This is a genomic window from Paraburkholderia diazotrophica (genome assembly GCF_900108945.1).
Classification (GTDB): domain Bacteria; phylum Pseudomonadota; class Gammaproteobacteria; order Burkholderiales; family Burkholderiaceae; genus Paraburkholderia; species Paraburkholderia diazotrophica.
In genome coordinates this window covers 51860-71473 of sequence record NZ_FNYE01000010.1, presented here as the reverse complement: position 1 = coordinate 71473, position 19614 = coordinate 51860, and the positions used below count along the sequence as shown (strand labels likewise).

General features: G+C 64.9%; 15 protein-coding genes. 3 read left to right on the top strand and 12 right to left on the bottom strand.

The genetic code is table 11. The features are described 5' to 3' along the window. Positions 1-5: 5 nt before the first annotated feature. From mch to BMW76_RS15035, 4 genes are all read right to left on the bottom strand, one after another. The gene (mch, locus tag BMW76_RS15050) at positions 6-1034 is read right to left on the bottom strand and encodes a methenyltetrahydromethanopterin cyclohydrolase (protein WP_090866243.1); all 1029 of its coding nucleotides are present in this window, start codon (positions 1032-1034) and stop codon (positions 6-8) included. A 75-nt stretch (positions 1035-1109) separates the two neighbouring features. Beyond that, positions 1110-2030: an NAD(P)-dependent methylenetetrahydromethanopterin dehydrogenase gene (locus BMW76_RS15045; protein WP_090866241.1), complete on the bottom strand. Its 921-nt coding sequence runs from the start codon at positions 2028-2030 to the stop codon at positions 1110-1112. Between the two features lie 23 nt (positions 2031-2053). Continuing rightward, positions 2054-3076: a beta-ribofuranosylaminobenzene 5'-phosphate synthase family protein gene (locus BMW76_RS15040; protein ID WP_177200393.1), complete on the bottom strand. Its 1023-nt coding sequence runs from the start codon at positions 3074-3076 to the stop codon at positions 2054-2056. 193 nt (positions 3077-3269) lie between these two features. Next, the gene (locus BMW76_RS15035) at positions 3270-4241 is read right to left on the bottom strand and encodes a LysR substrate-binding domain-containing protein (protein ID WP_090866238.1); all 972 of its coding nucleotides are present in this window, start codon (positions 4239-4241) and stop codon (positions 3270-3272) included. A gap of 133 nt (positions 4242-4374) precedes the next feature. On the opposite strand from BMW76_RS15035, the gene BMW76_RS15030 reads away from it, so the two are divergent. Genes BMW76_RS15030 through gph form a run of 3 tightly spaced genes read left to right on the top strand, consistent with a single transcriptional unit; the run spans position 4375 to position 7254 of the window. Then, the gene (locus tag BMW76_RS15030) at positions 4375-5553 is read left to right on the top strand and encodes a class 1 fructose-bisphosphatase (RefSeq protein WP_090866236.1); all 1179 of its coding nucleotides are present in this window, start codon (positions 4375-4377) and stop codon (positions 5551-5553) included. Between the two features lie 14 nt (positions 5554-5567). Further along, on the top strand, positions 5568-6440 hold the full coding sequence (locus BMW76_RS15025) for a phosphoribulokinase (RefSeq protein ID WP_090866234.1): 873 nt from the start codon (positions 5568-5570) through the stop codon (positions 6438-6440). A 43-nt stretch (positions 6441-6483) separates the two neighbouring features. Next, on the top strand, positions 6484-7254 hold the full coding sequence (gph, locus tag BMW76_RS15020; protein ID WP_090866232.1) for a phosphoglycolate phosphatase: 771 nt from the start codon (positions 6484-6486) through the stop codon (positions 7252-7254). A 31-nt stretch (positions 7255-7285) separates the two neighbouring features. Here gph and BMW76_RS15015 read toward each other — a convergent pair whose 3' ends face one another. From BMW76_RS15015 to BMW76_RS14980, 8 genes are all read right to left on the bottom strand, one after another. After that, positions 7286-9334: a sigma-54-dependent Fis family transcriptional regulator gene (locus BMW76_RS15015; RefSeq protein ID WP_090866230.1), complete on the bottom strand. Its 2049-nt coding sequence runs from the start codon at positions 9332-9334 to the stop codon at positions 7286-7288. A 241-nt stretch (positions 9335-9575) separates the two neighbouring features. Continuing rightward, the gene (narL, locus tag BMW76_RS15010; protein WP_090866228.1) at positions 9576-10223 is read right to left on the bottom strand and encodes a two-component system response regulator NarL; all 648 of its coding nucleotides are present in this window, start codon (positions 10221-10223) and stop codon (positions 9576-9578) included. 216 nt (positions 10224-10439) lie between these two features. Further along, the gene (locus tag BMW76_RS15005) at positions 10440-11399 is read right to left on the bottom strand and encodes an electron transfer flavoprotein subunit alpha/FixB family protein (protein WP_090866226.1); all 960 of its coding nucleotides are present in this window, start codon (positions 11397-11399) and stop codon (positions 10440-10442) included. After that, on the bottom strand, positions 11399-12196 hold the full coding sequence (locus tag BMW76_RS15000; protein ID WP_090866224.1) for an electron transfer flavoprotein subunit beta/FixA family protein: 798 nt from the start codon (positions 12194-12196) through the stop codon (positions 11399-11401). Before BMW76_RS15000 ends, BMW76_RS15005 begins: the two co-directional genes overlap by 1 nt. Further along, positions 12193-13758: a hypothetical protein gene (locus BMW76_RS14995; protein WP_090866515.1), complete on the bottom strand. Its 1566-nt coding sequence runs from the start codon at positions 13756-13758 to the stop codon at positions 12193-12195. The genes BMW76_RS15000 and BMW76_RS14995 overlap by 4 nt, the downstream gene beginning before the upstream one ends. Positions 13759-13780: 22 nt before the next feature. Continuing rightward, complete coding sequence (locus BMW76_RS14990) at positions 13781-15943, bottom strand: heterodisulfide reductase-related iron-sulfur binding cluster (RefSeq protein ID WP_090866222.1); 2163 nt, start codon at positions 15941-15943, stop codon at positions 13781-13783. 151 nt (positions 15944-16094) lie between these two features. Continuing rightward, the gene (locus BMW76_RS14985; protein WP_090866220.1) at positions 16095-18287 is read right to left on the bottom strand and encodes an oxidoreductase; all 2193 of its coding nucleotides are present in this window, start codon (positions 18285-18287) and stop codon (positions 16095-16097) included. A gap of 156 nt (positions 18288-18443) precedes the next feature. After that, on the bottom strand, positions 18444-19556 hold the full coding sequence (locus tag BMW76_RS14980; RefSeq protein WP_090866218.1) for an aminomethyltransferase family protein: 1113 nt from the start codon (positions 19554-19556) through the stop codon (positions 18444-18446). Positions 19557-19614: the final 58 nt, after the last annotated feature.

The following is a 19614-nucleotide window of genomic DNA, read 5'->3' as shown; positions in this document are numbered from 1 at the left end:
ACCTCTCAGGCTTCATCGAGCCACAGCGGACGCAGAAGATCGAAACGGGTAGCGCCCGCGTGGAAGGTCCGGCCCGTGGTGAGATTGCTCACCCACACTTCGGCGGGCGCAAAGAGCGCGGGATCGATCTTGTAGAAGTCGTATTCGTATTCCTTGAATACGTCCGCGAACGGACGGCCAAAGTCCTTCGATGCCGATGACGGCAGGCGTCGCGCAAGATCGCGCGCGGCGTCGTCGCTGCCTGTCACGGTGAGATGGACACGGCCGCCGTACAGGATCGCGTCATTGGTGCGGCCCATCGCGTCGACGGGGTCCTGCGCAGGCGGCGGCAGCGGCGCGCTTGCGCTGCCCTCGCGAATGTCGTCGAGCGCGAAGCCGAGTTCATGCGCCTTGTGCAGCGCCACTTCGAGCGCTCGCGCCACCACTTGCGTCGTGCCGGCGCGGCTCGCGGTCGGCGTAAGGATCAACGTGAGATTGCGCGGCTGCAACTTGCAGTCGCGCAAGATCTTGTCGATGACGACGGCGGGCGGCGGGCGGTCCACTTCGAGCACGAGGCAGCCCGTCGCGACGACGTCGCGGTAATCCAGTTCGTCGAACAGCGGTTCCTTGCAGGCGAGCGCGCGCGCCGGTCCCGAGCCGAGCGCGAAGAACTTCTTGCCGCCCGTTTCTTCCTTGCTCGCCGCGAGACTCCAGCCCGCGTATTGCGACGCGAGGCAGGCGAGAACGGGTTGCGCACTGGCAATTTCGACGAACGTCGGCCATTCGTCTGCCGCGTTGCGTGACGCGGCAGCACGCAACGCGACGCGGCCAAGACCGCCCATGCAGATCTCGCCGATCGCGATGCCCGCGGCGACGCTGCCCGATGCATCGATGCCCGCATCGACGATCGTCACGCCGCGCTCGTCGCGCCGGACTTCGATGCCCAATTCCGCCTGCCGTTCGAGCAGACTGGCGATCAATGGCCGCACGAGCGTATTGACGCTCAGAAAAGACGAAGTTGGCGCGACTTCAGCGAGGGAGGAGGAGGTCTGCATGGCCTGGCTTCCTGATGGTGTCGATGGATGTGATCGTCGCCGCGCGCGACGACGGCGGCGGGCGTCATGACGACATCAAGCCGCAGCAAGCGACGAACGTTCGCTGACGACGCGCCGGGCCATCTCGAGCGCATCCTCGAAGCCCAGATAGACCTTTTGCTTCGACGCGAGCATCTGCATGAACAGTCGCTGCTGCACTTCATATTTGACGTTGCCGATCGCGAGCGCACCGATGCCGAGCGCGCCGTGCTGACCGATGCGCTTGCCGTTGTCCATCACGCCGACGCCTGCAATGCCCGCGGGCGGCACTGCGTTGACATCCGCGGCGACGAGCAGGCGCGCCGCGCGGTTCACCTGCTGCGTGCTCATCACTTCGACACCGGCAGCGGCCGTCGCAAAGACGACGTCGACCGACTTCAAGATCGAATCGAGCGCGTCCGCCGTGCTCGCATCGGCGCCTTCGAGTGTGGTGCCAAAATGCGCCCCGGCGCGCTCACATGCATCGTGTGCGGCGGCGAGCCCACGGCTGCTCGCCAGCGACACGCGCGCGCCGGCCTGTACAGCCAGCACGCCCGCGATCAGGCCGACGGGACCCGTTCCGCCGAAGACGAGAACGTGCTTGCCGTCGAGGCCGGTATCGAAGGCGCTGCGCAATTGCGATTCGACGCTCGCGACGAGCGCGGCTGCCGTCGTGAACGATCCGCTGGGGTCGGCAAACACGGAGATTTCGAACGGCGGCACCATCGCTTCGCGAGACAGGCGCAGCATGTCCGTCGCGAGCATCACGTCGCGTCCGCCGATAAAGATGCCCGTATGCGCGACACCCTTGGGGCCGCGCGAGAAAATCGCGTCCTGGGTGAGCGGGCCGATCATCTTCACGTCGACATCGGTGTATGGCACGACGACCTGATATCCGGCATCGACGGCCATGTTCACGTCGAACGGGCTCATCTGCCGTCCCGGCGTGAACATGTGGAGAATGTGTTGGCGTTCCATGTTTCCTCGGCAAACAGGATGGATCAATCCTGGGCGGACGCCCAGCTGACGGTGGCGCCCGAGTTGAGTCCTCTGACTATCTCGACTCGCAGCCCGGCTCCAATCGCATTCGCGTCACGCGCGGAGCGCAATGCGTGTTCTGCTTCTTCCTGCGATTCCATGATCGCGAAGCCTGTCGGTCCCCATGAACTCTGACCGACGCCCGCGCAATAGCGCGCGCCGATCCAGTCGAGTGCGCGCCCGACATCGGGGCTCGTATAGATGCCGCCCTGCGACTTCGCGAAGTAGCGGCCGATGCCGTCCTGCAGCGCGCTCACGCCCTGCGCGAATGGCGCGAACTCATGTTCGGCGACGGCGGGCAGGATCTGCATCATCGTGAGGTGACACGCGTGCGCAGCGAGCGCCTGCGGAAACGGCGGCAACGCGGCGAGCGCCTCGCGCTCCGCCGGCCCTGAGAGCCCTGTGCGTGAATCGTCGAAGACGAGCATCACGCGCCATGCGGATGGGAAGTCGAAGCGCGACAGCACAGGCGGCAAGATACCCGGCCCGCGTGGACCGCCATCGACGATCAGGCCGCCGCGCTCGAACCCGGCGATACCCACACCCGAACGCGCACCGCGCGCAAGTGCTGGTGCGAGCTGCGCTGCGCTCATGTCGAGACCGTGCAGGCGGGCGAACGCATGGCCGACGGTGAGCGCCAGTTGCGTGCCGGAACCGAGACCCGCATGAGCCGGCAACGTGCGCTGCAATCGCACATCGATGGGTGCGTCGATGCCCGTCAGATTGCGCAGCGTTTCGATGTGGGCTTGAATACGCGGCAACTCATCGCACGCGGAAGGCACAGCCGTGTAGTGATCCTCATCGTCCGAGGAAAGGCGCGCGTCGAGTGTCGTGCTGATGCCGTCGATCACGAGCCCGAGACTGCCGAAGCGCCGGCCGAGCGACGCGCCCGGATCGAGGAATCCCAGATGCAGGCGTCCGGGAGCATTCACGGTGACGATGCTAGTGTGTTTCGCCGTCGATTCAGCGATGCCATATCGGCTCATATGCGCGTTCCTCAATCCCATGACGGGTCATCGTTGTCGGGGACCTGAAACGCAAGCGTCATGCCATAGGAGGCGCACGCAACGATGAGCGCCTGCAAGACTGTGTGCGAACGCAGTGTGTGCTTCTGGAAGAACATCCGTCGCGAAGGAAAGTGTGCAGTCGAACCTTGTGCAGAATCGGTGACATTCTGCTTCATGTCTGCACGAACGGACTCGCAGCGTGCGGGGGCGGCGTGAGCTCCGCGAACTGGCCTTCGAGCCAGGCGCCCGTTTTCTCGATCAGAAAGCGCCTGAAGGCGGAGCAGGTCGGCGATAGTTGTTTTGCGTTCATGTGGACGACGTGCCAGACGCGATCGATGGGCGTGCCGTTCACGCGCAGAACCGACACCTCTCGCGCCAGCAGTTCGAGCCGCAGCGTGTGCAGCGGCAGCACGCTTACGCCCATGCCCGCCATCACGGCCTGCTTGACGGTCTCGTGGCTGTCGAGCGCCAGCGTGCGGGCCGGTGTGAAGAGATGATGCTGGAACATATCGGCTGCGACGACGGCCGTGTCGGAGCCGGGCTCGCGCATCAGAAACGTGTCATGGCGCAATTCGTGCAAGTCGAAGCACGCTGCATCGACGAACGGATGAGTCACGCTCGCGGCAATCACATGCGGGTTGTACGCGAGCGGTTCGCAGTGCGCGTCGAAGTCGACGGGCGGTCGCCCCATCACGGCGAGATCGATTGCGTTGTCCTGCAACTGGCGCAGCAGCACATCGCGTTTGCCGATCAGGAAGCGGATATCGACTTTCGGATGACGCTCCGCATAGCGCGCGATCTGGCGAGGGACGAAGTATCGCGCCGAACTGACGAGACCGATGGAGATGGTTCCGCTATCGGCCGACGAAAGCGAGCGCATCGCATCTTCGGCGTTCCTGATGTCGCCCAGGATCCGCTTCGCGTGATGCGACAGCGTCGCGCCCGCCTCGGTGAGCGTGATCCGCCGTCCGATGCGTTCGAAGAGCGGCAAGCCGATCGCCTCTTCGAGCTGCTTGATCTGCATGGAGACGGCGGGCTGTGTCAGATGCAGATCGTCTGCGGCGCGGGCGAAGCTCTCGTATTGAGAGGCCGCCGAGAAGATTTGCAACTGGCGCAGCGTGAGGTTGCGAAGCAGGTTGAGCATGATCGGCACTCCATCCAGCGACAGATAAGCGTCGCTTAAAGCGCAAATAAAAATATCTGAATTTCTCTCGACAGATGGCTGGCTTACTGTGATTGCCAGCCGTCATCGCAAGCAACGGACGATCGAGGTCACCATGAATGCACGAATTGAACCAGGCGAACAGGCGCCCCCGGTCGGCGTCGCGAACGACGACTGCGGCGAGCGCGACAACGACGATTTCGCAGCCGTTGAGCGCGCCGTGCAACCGACGCTGTCGAGTTTCCTTGCCGCGCATCTCGCTCCTCGCCGCTCGCAGGCGCCAGGCGTCGTGCACGCCGCCGACGCTGCCGGGCTTTGCGCTGTGATCGACGAAATCGCGCAGGCGGTGAAGATCATCGCTGCCCGCATCGGGCGGGGTGCGATCAGCGGACAGCAAGCCGTCCATGCAGCACACGCGCGTTCGAATCACACGGCGCCCGATACGGGCGCGCATGACGTGCTAGCCGTGATGTATGAACGCGGCTCGGAAGTCGCGGGCATGGTCTCGGCTGGTGTCGAATCCGTGCGCACGACGTCGGCGGGGCGCTATGTGCTCTTTGCCGACCCGCTCGACGGCACCGCGAATGCAGGATCGAACGATGCACTCGGCACCGTTTTCTCGCTGCGCCTCGCGGGTGCTGCAAGCGCCGCGGGAGGATGCGCGATCACGGGCACGAAGCAGCTTGCCGCTGGCTACGCACTGTTTGGACCCTTGACGATGATGGTGATCACCATCGGGCGCGGCACGCACGGTTTCACCCTCTGCCGCGAGCGCGACGAGTTCGTGTTGACGCATCAGGCGCTGCGCATTCCCGAACAGGGCGCGGTACTGGCCATCAACGGCGGCAACGAGCGCTTCTGGGAGCCGCCCGTGCAGCGTTACATGCGCGAATGCCGCGACGGCAGCGGGGGCGTGCGTCAGCGTGACTTCGACACGCGCTGGAGCGCATCGCTCGCGGCCGATACGCATCGCACGCTGATGAGCGGCGGCTTGTGTCTTTTCCCGCGCGAGAGCCGTCGAACGCCGCGAGCCGCGCGTGCGCCTCTGCTGTACCAGGCGCAGTCACTTGCATGGCTCGTCGAGCAGGCGGGGGGACTCGCCAGCACGGGACGTGCGCGCATTCTTGACGTGCAGGGCGATATGCAGGCGAGCACGCCGATGTTTTTCGGCACGCAGCGCGAAGTCGAGCGCATCGAACGCTACCACCGCGAACACGAGCGTGGCGAGGATGCGCCGTTCACGTCACCGCTCTTCAACGAGCGCTCGCTCTTTCGTCCTGAAGCGCGCGTGTAGGCGGGAGTGACACCATGTCGATCAGACATCCGATTGTTGCCGTCACGGGTTCGAGTGGAGCAGGGACGACGACCGTGATGAACAGCTTCCAGCACATCTTCCGCCGTGAAAAGCTCAATGCGCAGATCGTCGAAGGAGACGCGTTTCATCGCTTCGACCGCGCAGGAATGCGCGCCGCGATGAAGGAGGCGGAAGAGAGCCGCCGTCAGTTCAGCCACTTCGGCCCGGAAGCAAACCTGCTGGAGGAGCTCGCGGCGCTGTTCAGCGAATATGCGGCGACGGGCCGGGGGCGCGTGCGCAAATACCTGCACGACGAGGCCCAAGCCGCTGAGTACGGCCAGGAGCCGGGCACGTTCTCGCCGTGGGAGGACATCGCGCCGCCCACGGATCTGCTCTTTTACGAGGGGCTGCACGGCGGCTTCGTCGGACGCGGCATCGATGTGGCGCAACACGCTGACCTGCTGGTGGGCGTCGTACCCATCATCAACCTCGAGTGGATTCAGAAGCTGCATCGCGACAAGACGCTGCGCGGCTATTCGCAGGAAGCCGTGATGGACACGATCCTGCGCCGGATGCCCGACTACGCTCACCATATCTGTCCGCAGTTCAGCCGCACGCATGTGAACTTCCAGCGCGTGCCGACCGTGGATACATCGAATCCTTTCACCGCACGCGACATTCCGAGCGCCGACGAGAGCTTTGTCGTGATCCGCTTCGCCAACCCGAAGGGCATCGACTTTCCGTATCTGCTCACGATGCTGCACGACTCGTTCATGAGCCGGCCGAACGTGATCGTCGTGCCGGGCGGCAAGATGGGACTCGCGATGCAATTGATCTTCACACCCATGATCCTGCAGATGATCGACCGTCAGAAACGGGCGGCCTGAACCGTCTGCGGGGACATTCCAACCGTCAACAGGAGACACAGACATGCAAGTCATGCCGCGCAATCTGCCGATCGATGCGGTGCTGTTCGATCTCGATGGCACGCTGTTGCATACGTCGCCGGATATCGGCAATGCGCTCAACCGGGCGCTGGCCGAGAACGGCTTTCCTTTGCTCGCGCCAGGCGTTGCGCAGACGTTGATCGGCGGCGGCTCGGAGATTCTCGTCGATCGCGCGCTGACGCTGCTGGGTGTCGACGCGCGTCCCGCGACGCTCGATCTCGTGCTGCGCCGCTACGAGACGTGCTACCACCAGATCTGCCGCGACGGGGACCAGCTGACGCGGCTCTATCCGGGCGCCGAGGCGACGCTCGACAGTCTGCGCGAGATGGGACTCAAGCTCGGCGTGGTCACCAACACGGAATCGCGTTTCGTCGATCCGCTGATGTGGCGCTTCGGCTTGCAGACGTGGTTCGACATGGTCGTCGACGGGGATACGCGCTTGCCGCGCAAGCCCGATCCCGAGCCGCTGCTGCATGCGTGCGAAGCGCTGGGCGTCGACCCGGCGCATACGCTTTTCGTCGGCGATTGCGCGACGGATGCACTGGCCGCCCAGGCCGCTGGCATGCCGATGGTGTGCGTGAGCTATGGCTACAGCGGCGACCATCCCGTGTCCGAACTGCCGTGCATCCGCGTGATCGACAGCATCAGCGAGTTGACGGAGCTGATCGGCGGACCGTCGCGCAAATGGCCTCGCGCAACGCGTATCGATCGCGGCATCGCAGCGCAGGAGATGCAGACAAGCCAGCCGAACTGAGCGCGGCGCGTTATGAAAAAGGCGAGGCGCGTCAGGTCTTGATGTGGACGCGCTTCATCTTCCGGTAGAGCGTATTGCGCGTGATGCCGAGTGCGATGGCGACCTGGCTCACGTTCCAGCGATGCTTGTCGAGCAGCGCGAGCAGCGCTTCGCGTTCGGCCTGCAGAATCGCATTGAGCGGCGCAGCGGCGTCCATTTCGTCTTCCGCGTCGGCCGCTTCGTCGCTCTCGGGCAGTGGCGCTGCGGGGCTGCCCGGTCGTGGGCGATGCAGGTTCTTGTCACGCTGCACGAGCCACGCGGGCAGATGGGCCGCGGTGAGCTCATCGCCGTTGCAGAGGACGGCCGCGGTACGCAGCACGTTGCGCAACTGGCGGATATTCCCGGGCCAGTCGCAATCGAGCAGAATCTGCCGTACGTCCGCTGAAAGCCGTGGAGCAGGGGTCTGCTCTTTTTCCAGCAGATGACGGATCAGTGCGAGCTTGTCCTTGCGCGCGCGCAGCGGGGGAAGCTCCAGCATCACGCCATTGAGCCGGTAATACAGATCCTCGCGGAACTGGCCGCTTTCGACCAGTTCCGCGAGATCGCGGTGGCTTGCGCTGACGAGCTGGAAGTCCACCTTGACGACGGTTTCGGAACCGAGCGGCGTCACTTCGCGTTCTTCGAGGACGCGCAACAGACGCGCCTGCAACGCGAGCGGCATATCGCCGATCTCATCGAGAAAGAGCGTGCCGCCATCGGCTTGCAGAATCTTGCCGCGCCGTCCTTCGCGTTGCGCGCCCGTGAAGGCGCCCGCGCGGTAGCCGAACAGCTCGCTTTCGATCAGGTGTTCAGGCAACGAAGCACAGTTGACTGCGACGAACGGGCCATTGCCGCGCTCGCTTGCCGCGTGCAGCGCATGGGCGAACACTTCCTTTCCGCTGCCTGTCTCGCCATGCACGAGCACGGCGATGCCGCGATCGATCACGCGTGCGCCGAGATCGAACTGACTGGCGATCTGCGCGTCGCCGAATTCGACGCGCACCGTGCCCGCAACCGACGCACCCGACGCGCCCGTTGTCCGCGTCGCGCGTGCCAGACGCCGGGCGCCCGTGGCAGCCGTGTCGTCGTTCGACGCGGCCCGCTGCGCCGGTGCGATGGCTTCGCGCGCGGCGCGATCGCGCGGCTCCTGAGCGACCACGAAGAAGCGGCTCGACGCATGCGTGCGATAGATCGCGATGGGATAAAACGAACTGCGTGCACTGCGCGCGACGATCTCCTCGAGAGAAGCATTGAAGATGTCGGTGATCGATTTGCCCGCGATCGCGTCGAGCGACACGAAGCCGAGTTGCACGAGCGCGCTGCGGTTCGCGCCGAGTATCGCGCCGTCTTCGCCGACGGTCAGCTTGCCCGCATGCAAGGTGCCGACGAACTCAGGGCGGCTGTGAAACTGGATACGATACGCGTGCGTATGACGTGCATCGAGCAGGCGGTTCTCGACCATCTGCCGGGACATGCCGACGAGCACGAGCGAGTGCTGCTGCAACAGGGGCGAGCGGCTCGTGACGTCCAGCACGCCCGCGATCGATCCGCGTTCGTCGAGTACGGGCGCGGCCGCGCAGGTCAGCGTGCCATAGCGGCTGTAGAAGTGCTCGCGCTGGCGCACGGCGACAGGCTCGCCTTCGGCGAGACAGGTGCCCATGCCGTTGGTGCCCGCTTCGCGCTCGTTCCATATGGCGCCGGCGCACAGTCCCCAGTCTTCGACTTCGCTGGCGAACTCGGGCGACGACGCGAGATGCAGGATCACGCCATCGGCATCCGTCATGACGACGGCGAGCTCGGAGTCGCCGAGCTGCTGATAGAGCGTCGCCATTTCGAGCTTCGCACAATCGACGAGATCAGCGTTCTGCTCGCGGCGCAGCGCGAGTTCCGCACTCGTCATCACGGGCGGCGGGATACACGCGTCGGGATCGAGACCGTAGTGTTCGACGCAGCGCGTCCAGGAGCGCACGACGGGCGCGCTCGGGGCGAATGCGCCAAGGCGCTCGCGCATGATGGCTTCGACCCGGTTACTCTTTCCCGCGAGCGGCTGGCATGACGACATGGTGAACATCTCCGAGAAGTCACGGACGCACCGACATGCGGACAGGTGCGCCACACTGAAGCCGATTATTGGCAATCGGCTTCGGCCTGACAATCAGCCTCGATGGTCTACCTCGCAGGGAGTAGAGGTAAACCAGACGCACGTGCGCGACGTTCGCACGGCATGATGCCGCGCGAACGTGAGCGGAACGTGAGCGCACCCGGGGAAACGAAGGGAAGCGGCGCGCATGCGCGCCGCCGGATCAGGAATGCGAGCGCGAGCCGTGCTCCTGCTGCCACAGCACGGCTTCGAGACGCGAGTGAAGATCGAGTTTGCGCAGCACGTGCTTGACGTGAACCTTCACGGTTCCAACGCTGATATCGAGCTTGCGCGCGATGGCCTTGTTGCACAGGCCGGACACCAGATAGTCGAACACCTCGAGTTCGCGTGCCGTCAGGTCATTTTGCGCGGCGGGAATGCGCTGCCCGCCCGAGAGCGCATGAACGAGACTGCCCGTCACGGATTCGCTGAGCACGGCTGTGCCCTTGAGCGCTTTTTGCAGCGACACGCACAGGTCCTCGGGGTCCATGTCCTTCAGCAGATAGCCGTGCGCGCCCGCACGCAACGCGGCCACGACATCGCGTTCGTTGTCCGACACCGTCAGCATGATGAAGCGCGCGTCGACGCCCGCCTTGCGCATGCCTTCCAGCGTTTCGATACCGTTCATGCGCGGCATGTTCAGATCGATCAGAACGATGTCCGGCTTGAGCTGCACGGCCATGTCGATCCCGTCCCGGCCTGAGGTCGCTTCGCCCGCGACCTCGAATGCCGGGTCCATCTGGATCAGTTGTGCGACTCCTTTGCGAAACAACGCGTGGTCGTCGATAAGAAGTACTTTGTGAGGGACCATCTGCTCTTCCTGGACTCATTAACCATACCAATCGGCTTTCATTGGCCTGGCTGCGAAAACTGCGCGCATGGCGCAGCGCGATCGTGAACCTTTGAGCGGTGGCTTATTGTTGCTATTGCCGAAGTGTTGCTTCAATCAGTTTAACAACTTGCTGCAATTGAAAAAATAGTTTGCACCCGGAATGCAGGCACATTCCGGGTTTTCCATAGTACGGGCCTAGAAGTGGCCGCGCAGTTCTTCCGCAATATCGAAGATGTCGCCGACGATGCCGTACTTCGCGATCGAAAAGATCGACGCTTCGGGATCGGTATTGACGGCGATGATGTTCTCGACATGCTTCATGCCCGCCATGTGCTGCACCGAGCCCGAGATGCCCATCGCGATGTAGAGCTTGCAGTTCGCGGCCGTCTTGCCGGACTGCCCGACCTGGTGCGCCTTGGGCAGCCAGCCGGAGTCCGCAATGGGACGCGAGCAGCCGAGCGTGGCGCCAAGCGAGCTTGCGAGTTCGCGGAACTGCTCGACATGGGTTTCTTCGCCGATGCCGCGGCCGATCGACATGATGAAGTCCGCGCCGGCGATATCGACGTCGCCGCTCGCCGCGGGTTCTTCGAACGACTCGTGGTGACTGCGTGGCGCGAGCGCGGGTGCATCGAACTCGCTGACTTCGGGCGTGCCCGCGCCTTCGGGTGCCTTGAAGGCGCCGGGCCGCACCGTGACGACGACACTCGCGCGGCCGGGAAACTCGATTTCCATGTTGACCTTCTGTCCATAGCCGGAGCGCGTGGCGATCCAGCTTTCGCCGTCGCGCGCGAGCCCGAACGCGTCGGTGGTGAAGCCGTAGTTTCCTTTGACGGCGAGGGGCGCGGCGTAGCCCAGCGTGTCGATCGTATGAGGCAGCAGCACGAGCGACGGCTTGCGTGCCTCGATCAGCGCGTGTGCCACCGCCTGGTACGTGTCGGGATCGAACGCATCCGTTTGCGTGCGCACGGTGACGATCTCATCGACGCCCGCCAGCTTGAGCGCATCGACGAACGCCGCCGGCGCGGCGCCCAGCACCGCGACCGTCACGCGTTCGCCGCCTGCCTCGCGCGCAGCAACTGCCGCGCCGATCACTTCGATGCTCACAGGGCGCAATTGTCCCTGACGATGTTCGGCAATAACCAGAATCCCGCCCATTACGCTTCCCCTCGAAGTTCCTTGATGATGCCCGCGAGGCGGGCGGCCTGTTCGGCTGGCGTGCCGTCGATCATCTGCGCGCGCCCGAGTTCGGGCACATAGACGCGGCGGATGCGCGAGAGCGAGCCTCGCGGGCCCGTTTCGTCGGCGCTCAGACCGAGTGCGTCCGGCGCGACGGTTTCGATCGGCCTCGACGCCGCCTGCTTGATGCCGCGCAGCGACGCGTAGCGCGGCGTATTGATGCCTAGTTGCAGCGTCAGGACGGCCGGGCATTGCACGGTGACGTTCGCGTACGCGCCGCCTTCGAGTTCGCGGCGCGCGCTGGCCGTGCCCGCGCCCGGCGTGTACTCGAGACCCGCGACGACGGCCGCGTGCGGCCAGTCGAGCAGGCCGGCGAGCGCCATGCCCGTTGCGCCGTACGCGTGGTCGGACGCCTGCACGCCGGCGAAAATCATGTCGGGCGCTTCGCGTCGTGCGAGCGCGGCGAGCGCGCGCGCGACGCCGACGGAGTCGGCCTCTTCCAGCTCGTCGCTCCAGATACGGATCGCGCGGTCTGCGCCTTTCGCGAGGCATTTGCGCAGTTCTTCGTCGGCGCGCTCGGGGCCGACGGTCACGACCACGACTTCGATGTCGCTATTGCCCGCTTCCTTCAGCAGCAGCGCCTGTTCTAGCGCGTAATGGTCCCATTCGTTGAGATCGAATACATGAAAGTCCGCTTCGACGTCGCGGTCATCGTCGCGCAGCTCGAAATCCTCATCGAGCGACGCGACCTGCTTGATGGCTACGAGTATCTTCATCCTGCCTCCTCCACTGATGTGGTCAATTGATGTGTGCCCGGCTCATGTGCTTGCGTTGCGGTCGCAACGGACGGGGGCTCGCGACTGCGATCGAGCGCCGCGGCGAGCGTGCAGGCGAGATGGCCGTACATGCGGGCGCGGGCCTCGGCATCCGGTTCGAAGCGCATGCGCCAGCGGTCCGCATCGGTCAGGCTCGAATGCATGAATACGAGTACCCGGTGCAGCGGATAGGGCTCGTCGCGCAGCGGCAGCAGCACGCGCCGCTGCGCGTGGCGGTTCAGGATGACGGACCGCCGTACATCGGACGACGCATGTCCGGCGAGGCGCGCGAGCGTTGCCTGCGGTGTGCCGCGATTGCGCGCCACGCCCGCCAGCACGTCGATATCGGTGTCTTGCGACAGTCTGTGCAGCACGCGTCCCGGCAGTTCGTCACGCAACGCGACGCCCGCTCTGACCCATGCGACTTCGTCGCTTGCGAGGAGCGAAAGCAGCGGCGCCGGGCACGCAAGGTGGCGCGTCACCGAGCGGCGCACGTCCGCTTCGCGATCGCGCGCGAGCCGGTCGAGCCAGATGCGCGGGCAGGCGCGGTTGCGCGCGAGACTGCTGCGCACCCACACATCGCTGTCTTCGGCGAGCCACTCGACGACCTTGAGCGGCAGGTCGTCACGCACGGCGATCGCGCGTCTGACGAGAAGGTCTGCATCGAAGCACAGCAGAATGAGCGCGCCTGCGGGCGTCGCCGGATTGGTGGCCGCGGCGCGCCGCACGGCGGGGTCGTCGTCGCGCGCGAGCGCCGTCAGAACTTCACCCATGGTCCGCACGTTCAGCGCGAGACTGCGCCGCTCCAGACTCGATGCGGGGATGCTTCGCAACAGCTCGCCCGGGCACGCGGTGTGGCGCAGCACCTGGGCGCGGACGGCGCTTTCGCGCGTGCTGTGCCACAGGTGATGCAGCGTATGCGCGTTCGTCGCGAAGTGAATCGCGAGCAATCGTTGCAGCGGTTCGATGCCGCGGCCGGCCAGTTGCGCGAGCAGATCCGGCTGCACGCCGACGTTCTCGCATAGCGAGCGTAACGTATCGATACTCGCGGTGTTCGCCGCGATCCTCGCCAGCAGCGCGGGCGGCGCAAGCGGATGGCGCGCGAGCAGTTGCGCGATGCGGTCTCCACACGGCTGCGTGCGGGTATCGTCGAGCCGTTGCAGACCGTCGGCGAGCCGTTGCAGGCCACACGCGGGCGTGGCGGCGTTACGGGCGAGACGTGTCGCGAGCGTGGCATCCGCGTCCGCCGTCGCGAGCGTGCAAAGCCGCGCGAGAACAGCGGGCGGCGCATACGCGCATGCAGCGAGCGCGAGCCGGTCGCTGCGCGAGCCGAACATGCGGGCTTCGAGCCGTTTGCGATCCGTGCCTTGCGCATGCGGATAGAGCATCGACGACGTGAGCACGTCGGGCGCGTCGAGCGCGAGCCGCACCAGTTCGCGCCAGTGACGGCGCAGCCGTGCACCCTCGCGCGCCGCATCGGTGGGGCGAGGGTGGCGTTCGGCAGGACTGGCGAAGCTCGTCATGGCGGGCTGTCCGTGGCGTTGCTCAGGCGTCCGCGGTGACGCGTACGTCGTCGGCGGGTGGCGTGTCGCCGTCGGCGTCGGCAAGACTTTCGGCAATCAGCTCGATCAGTTCGCGCACGACGAAACGGCCTTCGTATCCGCTCGTCTTGAGCGCGTCCTCGAACATCGTCAGGTCTTTCGGGCAGCACACGACGAACACTTCGAGCCCTTCGATAGCCGCCGCTTCCTTCATGCGGTTTTGCGAAGGCTTTTCCTGGCCGACGGGGTCGTTCATCCAGATGCGGCCGCCGCCCGCGCCGCAGCAGAACGAGTTGTCGCGCGAGCGCTTCATGTCGACGAGTTCGCATCCGAGTGCTTCGATGATCTGGCGCGGCGCGTCGTAACCCTTGTTGAAGCGGCCGAGGTGACACGGATCATGGAACGTCACGCGATAGCCGAGCTTGCGCTTCGGGCGTATCGTGCCTTCCGCGATCATGCGCGCGACGAGACTCGTGTAGTGCTCGATTTCGAAATGGCCGCCGAAGTCCGGGTACTCGTTGCGGATCGTGTTGTACGAATGCGGGTCGGTGGTGATGATGCGGCGGAACTGCGACGTGCCGAGCGTCGCGATGTTCTGCGTCGCGAGCAGCTCGTACAGGCCCTCTTCGCCGACACGCCGCACGTCGTTGCCCGCGTTCGCCTCGCCTTCGAACAGCAGGCCGAAATCCACGCCCGCACCGTGCAGGAGCCTCGCGAAGGCCTGAGTCACGCGCTGGTTGCGCGGATCGAACGACGCATAGTCGCCGACGAACCACAGCATGTCGACGGGCTCCTTGCGTGCGTCCTTGACTGGGAACGGCAGCGTCTTCGTCCACGCCGCGCGTTTGCGCTTCGACTCGTTGAACGAGTTGCCGTTCTTGTGGATCGCCTGCAACGTCTTTTGCACCTGCGGTTCCATTTCGCCGGCTTCGACGAGATTGCGGCGCAACTGCACGATGATGGGCACATGCTCGACGGCGACGGGACAGATCTCGACGCATGCCATGCAGGTCCGGCACGACCACACGGTTTCCATGAACACCTGACCGATATCCTTGCCATGCACGTCGAGCTTCACCTCTTCGGGCAGTGTGTTTTTCTCCAGCGCGTCGTTCGCGAATTCGCGCAGCGACAGAATCACGTCGCGCGGCGACAGCGGTGCGCCGACGGCGCGCGCGGGGCAGGCCTCATGGCAGCGGCCGCATTTGGTGCAGGCATCCAGATTGAGCAGATGCTTCCACGTGAAATCGGTGATGGTCTTGTAGCCGGCGCGCTCGGCGTCCGGCTCGACTTTCGGCAGGCGCTGCGCGGCGAGCGGATCGCGCATCAGCAGCGAACCGCTCGCCGTGAAGATGTGCTTGACCTTCGTGTAGGGAATCAGCGCAATGAACGTGAGCGCGAGCGCGCCGTGGAACCACCATAGGCCCGTGCGCAACACGTAAGCCGCCGATGCGCCGAGTCCCGCGCCGCACATGATTTCGGCAAGCAGCGCCGCCACAGGCGACCACCAGCGCGTGTCCCAGACGACAGCGCGATCCTGCAGCCACACCAGCCGCAACGCGCTCAGCACGAACCCCGTGATGCCGATCAGCACGAGCGACCACAGGAAAGCCCAGTCTTCGCGGCGGTATCCGCTGCGGTCGTAGTCGGGGTCGCCGGGCTTGCGGTCTGGACGCGTGTAATCGAGCTTCGGCGGCTTGATCCATCCGCGCCGCACCATCATGTAGATCAGGCCGCCCACCAGCGACAGGCCGGCGAGGTTCATCGCCAGCTTGAAGAACAGATAGAAATCGCCGTTCCAGAAATGAAAGCCGAGAAAGCGGGCCGTGATGTCGTAGTCGACGGTGACAGTCGCCGTACCCAGGAACAGCACGGCGAAGCCGTAGAAGATGAAGCGATGCGCGCGGCCCGCGGCGGGATCGCGGCGCGCAATCGTGCGGTGGTTCAGCACGACGCGCACCATTGCGCCGATGCGCGCGCGCAGATCGATGGGACCCGTGACGGGCTTGCCGCGCCCGTACTTGCGCACCTGCACGTAGACGCCCCACGCGAACGCGGCCATCGCTGCGACGCCCGCCAGATAGAACAGTACGATCGCGAACGTGGGGAAGCCCTCGAAGAGAATCCGGGTGACGTTGACGGGATCGAAGGTCGCTGCGCTCGACATGGGCTCGTCCGTTGAAAGAGGAAAAGGGGTCCCCCGCCACGGCACCGGCTGCGCGGATCATCCCGTGAGGATGAGCCGGGCGGCGCGATGCGCGTGGCGTCCAGACTGACGGGGAACGGTGGCGCGAGCCGCCGGGCTCGCGTGCCGCCTGCTACTTCTTGTAGACGATCTCGAAGGTGCCGCCGGGTTTGTGAGGCGTGCCCCAGACGGCGACTTCACGCTTGTATGGCAGCGGGATCTGCGCGTTCTGCTCTTCGATTTCGCGTGCCAGGCGGTGGCCCGTGAACGTCGCGTCGGCGATCAGGCGCGGCGCTTCGGCATCGCCGATCAGGTACACGGACTTGATGCCCTTGCCGTCCCATTCGCTCTGACGTTGCTTCAGTTCGCGATACAGGCCGTCGTTCGAGCGGCGGCCCGTCACGAGCACGAGCGAATCGAATTCGAGCCAGCGATGGGTCTTGTTCCCGTCGCGCGGCAACTGGCCTTTGCCCTTGTACGTGCGGCGCGAGCCATCGCCCCAGATGTTGTAGATCTGGATGCGGCCCTGCTCGACGCGGCTCGCGAAATGATCGCCCAGCTCATGCACGCCCAGTTCGTGCAGGCGGCGCATCATGTTCGGATACTCGAGCGTGAAGTGCATGTAGTTCGCGAGATGCACGCCGCTCACGATCGTCACCTCGTGACCGGCCGCCGCGAGTTTTTCCGCGAGGCTCGGCGCCATGAAGTACGTGTCGGCATTCAGGATCACGACGCGCTTGCCGATCGGCTTCTTGCCCGCGAGCACCTGTTCGGGCGTCAGCTGGTCCGGCTGCGATGCATCGGCGCCCGGAATGGGGTCGTGCGTCAGGCAGTTGGTGCCGTCACCGACCCAATGCGAACCCGTGGCGATCACCACTTTTTCCGCGCCGTAGTCGAGCACGTCGTCGGCCGTGAGCGGCTTCTGGCCGAGCGCGAGCTGGCTGTGGCGGTTCTTCTTCAGCAGCTTGGCGATCTGCGTCTCGCGATAGTCGCGGTGATAGCCCCATTCGCCGAGTCCCGGCAACGTGACCACGCTGTTCAGATGACCGCCGATCTTCTCCGCCTGATCGACGAGGTGCACCGTGTAGCCGCGCTGCATCAGCACGCGCGCGCACTCCGATCCGGACGGGCCCGCGCCGACCACGAGAATCGAGTCGTTCGAGCTGCACTCGGCAAACTTCTCCGGGTGCCAGCCGCGGCGATATTCTTCGCCGGCCGTTGCGTTCTGCGTGCAGATCATCGGCGGGCCGCCGATTTCCCAGCGCGAGATGCACACGTTGCAGCCGATGCAGACGCGAATGTCGTCGATACGCCCTTCGTCGATTTTCTTCGGCAGGAACGGATCGGCAATCGATGGACGGGCCGCGCCGATGATGTCGGCGATTCCCTTGGTGACGATCTCGGTCATCTTCTCGGGATCGGTGAAACGGCCGACGCCGAGCACCGGCTTTTTCGACACCTCCTTGATGAAGCGCGTCCACGGCACCTGATGACCCTGCAAATAAAAGCGCGACGGTCCCGCGTCTTCGCCCCATTCGGCGATGTCGCCGACGTCGACGTCCCACAGGTCGACAAGCGAATCGGCCATTTCGACGAACTTCATCCCGTCGTTCTCGACTTCGATGCCGCCGCTGCCGTACAGCGTGTCGACGGCAAAGCGCGTCGCGATTGCACAGTCGCTGCCGACGGCGCGGCGCACCTTTTCAAGCGTTTCGAGCCAGAAGCGCGCGCGGTTTTCGAGCGAGCCGCCGTAGCCGTCGGTGCGCTTGTTGTAGTACGGCGAGAGAAATTGCAGCGGCAGATACGAGTGCGCGCCATACACATAGACGATATCGAAACCGGCATCGCGGGCGCGCAGCGCGGCATCGACATAGAACTGCTGGACATCGCGAATGTCGTCGAGGTCCATCTCCTTGCAATACGTCAGCGTCTCGAACTCGGACGCGTACTGGCTCGGACCGCGTGGCGTCGCGCGGCTTTCCATGCATGGCGCGTGCGAGCCGCCGTACCACATTTCGATGCCCGCCAGCGCGCCGTATTTGTGTACCTCTTCCGTCATCGCGCGCAGGTTGCGCACGTCGCCTTCATCCCAGATGCGGGCCGAAAGGCGGTGCGTGTCGTCCGACTCCGGGTGAATCGAGCAGTATTCCGTGTTCATCGCGGCCCAGCCGCCTTCAGCCTTCATCGAGCGGTGCGCCGCCTGAAAGCCTGGCAGGTTGCTGCCCGCGCCGATGCAGTGCGGAACCTGATAGAAACGGTTGCGCAGCGTCTTGGGGCCAATCTGGATCGGCTGGAACAGCACGTCATGACGGGGATCGCGGGGCATGGAAAGTGTCTCCTTTAGCATGGACTACGTGAGACAAAGGCGGGGCCGATCAGGGACCGCTGGACAGTTGCTGTGCTTCGCTCTGCCTCTGTCTTTCTGGTGGTGGCGGCACGCGCTGCGCGCCGCCGTATCGTGGGATGACGGATGACTACGGACTCAGGCGGCGACGCGGGTGCGAAGCCGCATCGGGTCGTAGAACGGCGTCTTGCTGACGACGCCGCTGAACCTGCCTGCCGTATCGCGAATCTCGACCTTGGTGCCGAGTGCCGTATGGCTCGGCTTCAGATGCACCATCGCAAGCGACTGCATCAGATAGCGGCTGAAAATCGCGCTCGTCACGACCCCGACCTGCTCGTCGCCGATGTAGATGGGCGAACCGGCGCTGACGGCTGCATCGTGCTTCACCACGACACCCGCCTGCTTCACGCGCTCCTTGCCGCGCGCGGCGAGCAAAGCTTGCTTGCCCGCATAGTCGCCAGCCTTGTCGAGGTCGACCATCCAGTCGCAATTCAGCTCCCAGGGCGTGGTGTTGCCTTCGGGCATGTCGAACGGATAGAAGAGCAGCGCGGCTTCGATACGCGCGATTTCCAGCGACATCCACGATGCGGGCACGGCGCCGTGCGGCTTGCCCGCGTCGAGAATGTCGTCCCACAGCGCGACGGCGTCGGTGGATGCGCACGACACTTCGAAGCCCTGTTCGCCCGAGTAGCCGCCGCGCGAGACGATGATCTTGCGGCCGAACAGTTGCGTTTCGACGTGGGCGAAGTAGGGCAGCCTGTTCAGCTCGATGCCGATGTGCGGTTGCAGGATGTCGGTCGAACGCGGGCCTTGCAGCGACAGCATGTGAACATCGAAGTCCTGGCGCCATTCGACGTTGCGCTTGTGCGCGGCGCGTTCCAGATGCGTCTGCGTGGTGCCGCCGCCGTGCGAGAGCCGGAAATGCTGTGGAGCGTCGTAGATCACCATGAGGTCGTCGCAGACACCGCCGCGCTCGTCGACTTCGGCCGCCAGCCGTGCTGTGCCGGGTTTCATGCGGCTCACGTCGATCGCGCAGAGGCTGTCGATCACGGCTGCTGCATCGGGGCCCGTCACGCGCACGATATTGAGCGCGCTGATGTCGTAGAGGCCCGCTGCCGTGCGCACGGCTACCACGTCGTCATACGGATCGCCCGAGTAGTACCAGGGGATCGGCATGTCGTTCCAGGAATCGCCATCGAGCTTCGAACCTAGCTCACGATGACGGACGTTGAGAATGGATTGCCTTGTCATGATGTTTTCCCGAAAGAAGGACCGTTGCTGGGGAATGACTGCACGCGTTTGTGTTGCG

Excerpts from the sequence above, each read along its gene's own strand:
- mch (WP_090866243.1), bottom strand. The coding sequence starts at position 1,034 with ATGCAGACCTCCTCCTCCCTCGCTGAAGTCGCGCCAACTTCGTCTTTT.
- BMW76_RS15045 (WP_090866241.1), bottom strand. The coding sequence starts at position 2,030 with ATGGAACGCCAACACATTCTCCACATGTTCACGCCGGGACGGCAGATG.
- BMW76_RS15040 (WP_177200393.1), bottom strand. The coding sequence starts at position 3,076 with ATGAGCCGATATGGCATCGCTGAATCGACGGCGAAACACACTAGCATC.
- BMW76_RS15035 (WP_090866238.1), bottom strand. The coding sequence starts at position 4,241 with ATGCTCAACCTGCTTCGCAACCTCACGCTGCGCCAGTTGCAAATCTTC.
- BMW76_RS15030 (WP_090866236.1), top strand. The coding sequence starts at position 4,375 with ATGAATGCACGAATTGAACCAGGCGAACAGGCGCCCCCGGTCGGCGTC.
- BMW76_RS15025 (WP_090866234.1), top strand. The coding sequence starts at position 5,568 with ATGTCGATCAGACATCCGATTGTTGCCGTCACGGGTTCGAGTGGAGCA.
- gph (WP_090866232.1), top strand. The coding sequence starts at position 6,484 with ATGCAAGTCATGCCGCGCAATCTGCCGATCGATGCGGTGCTGTTCGAT.
- BMW76_RS15015 (WP_090866230.1), bottom strand. The coding sequence starts at position 9,334 with ATGTCGTCATGCCAGCCGCTCGCGGGAAAGAGTAACCGGGTCGAAGCC.
- narL (WP_090866228.1), bottom strand. The coding sequence starts at position 10,223 with ATGGTCCCTCACAAAGTACTTCTTATCGACGACCACGCGTTGTTTCGC.
- BMW76_RS15005 (WP_090866226.1), bottom strand. The coding sequence starts at position 11,399 with ATGGGCGGGATTCTGGTTATTGCCGAACATCGTCAGGGACAATTGCGC.
- BMW76_RS15000 (WP_090866224.1), bottom strand. The coding sequence starts at position 12,196 with ATGAAGATACTCGTAGCCATCAAGCAGGTCGCGTCGCTCGATGAGGAT.
- BMW76_RS14995 (WP_090866515.1), bottom strand. The coding sequence starts at position 13,758 with ATGACGAGCTTCGCCAGTCCTGCCGAACGCCACCCTCGCCCCACCGAT.
- BMW76_RS14990 (WP_090866222.1), bottom strand. The coding sequence starts at position 15,943 with ATGTCGAGCGCAGCGACCTTCGATCCCGTCAACGTCACCCGGATTCTC.
- BMW76_RS14985 (WP_090866220.1), bottom strand. The coding sequence starts at position 18,287 with ATGCCCCGCGATCCCCGTCATGACGTGCTGTTCCAGCCGATCCAGATT.
- BMW76_RS14980 (WP_090866218.1), bottom strand. The coding sequence starts at position 19,556 with ATGACAAGGCAATCCATTCTCAACGTCCGTCATCGTGAGCTAGGTTCG.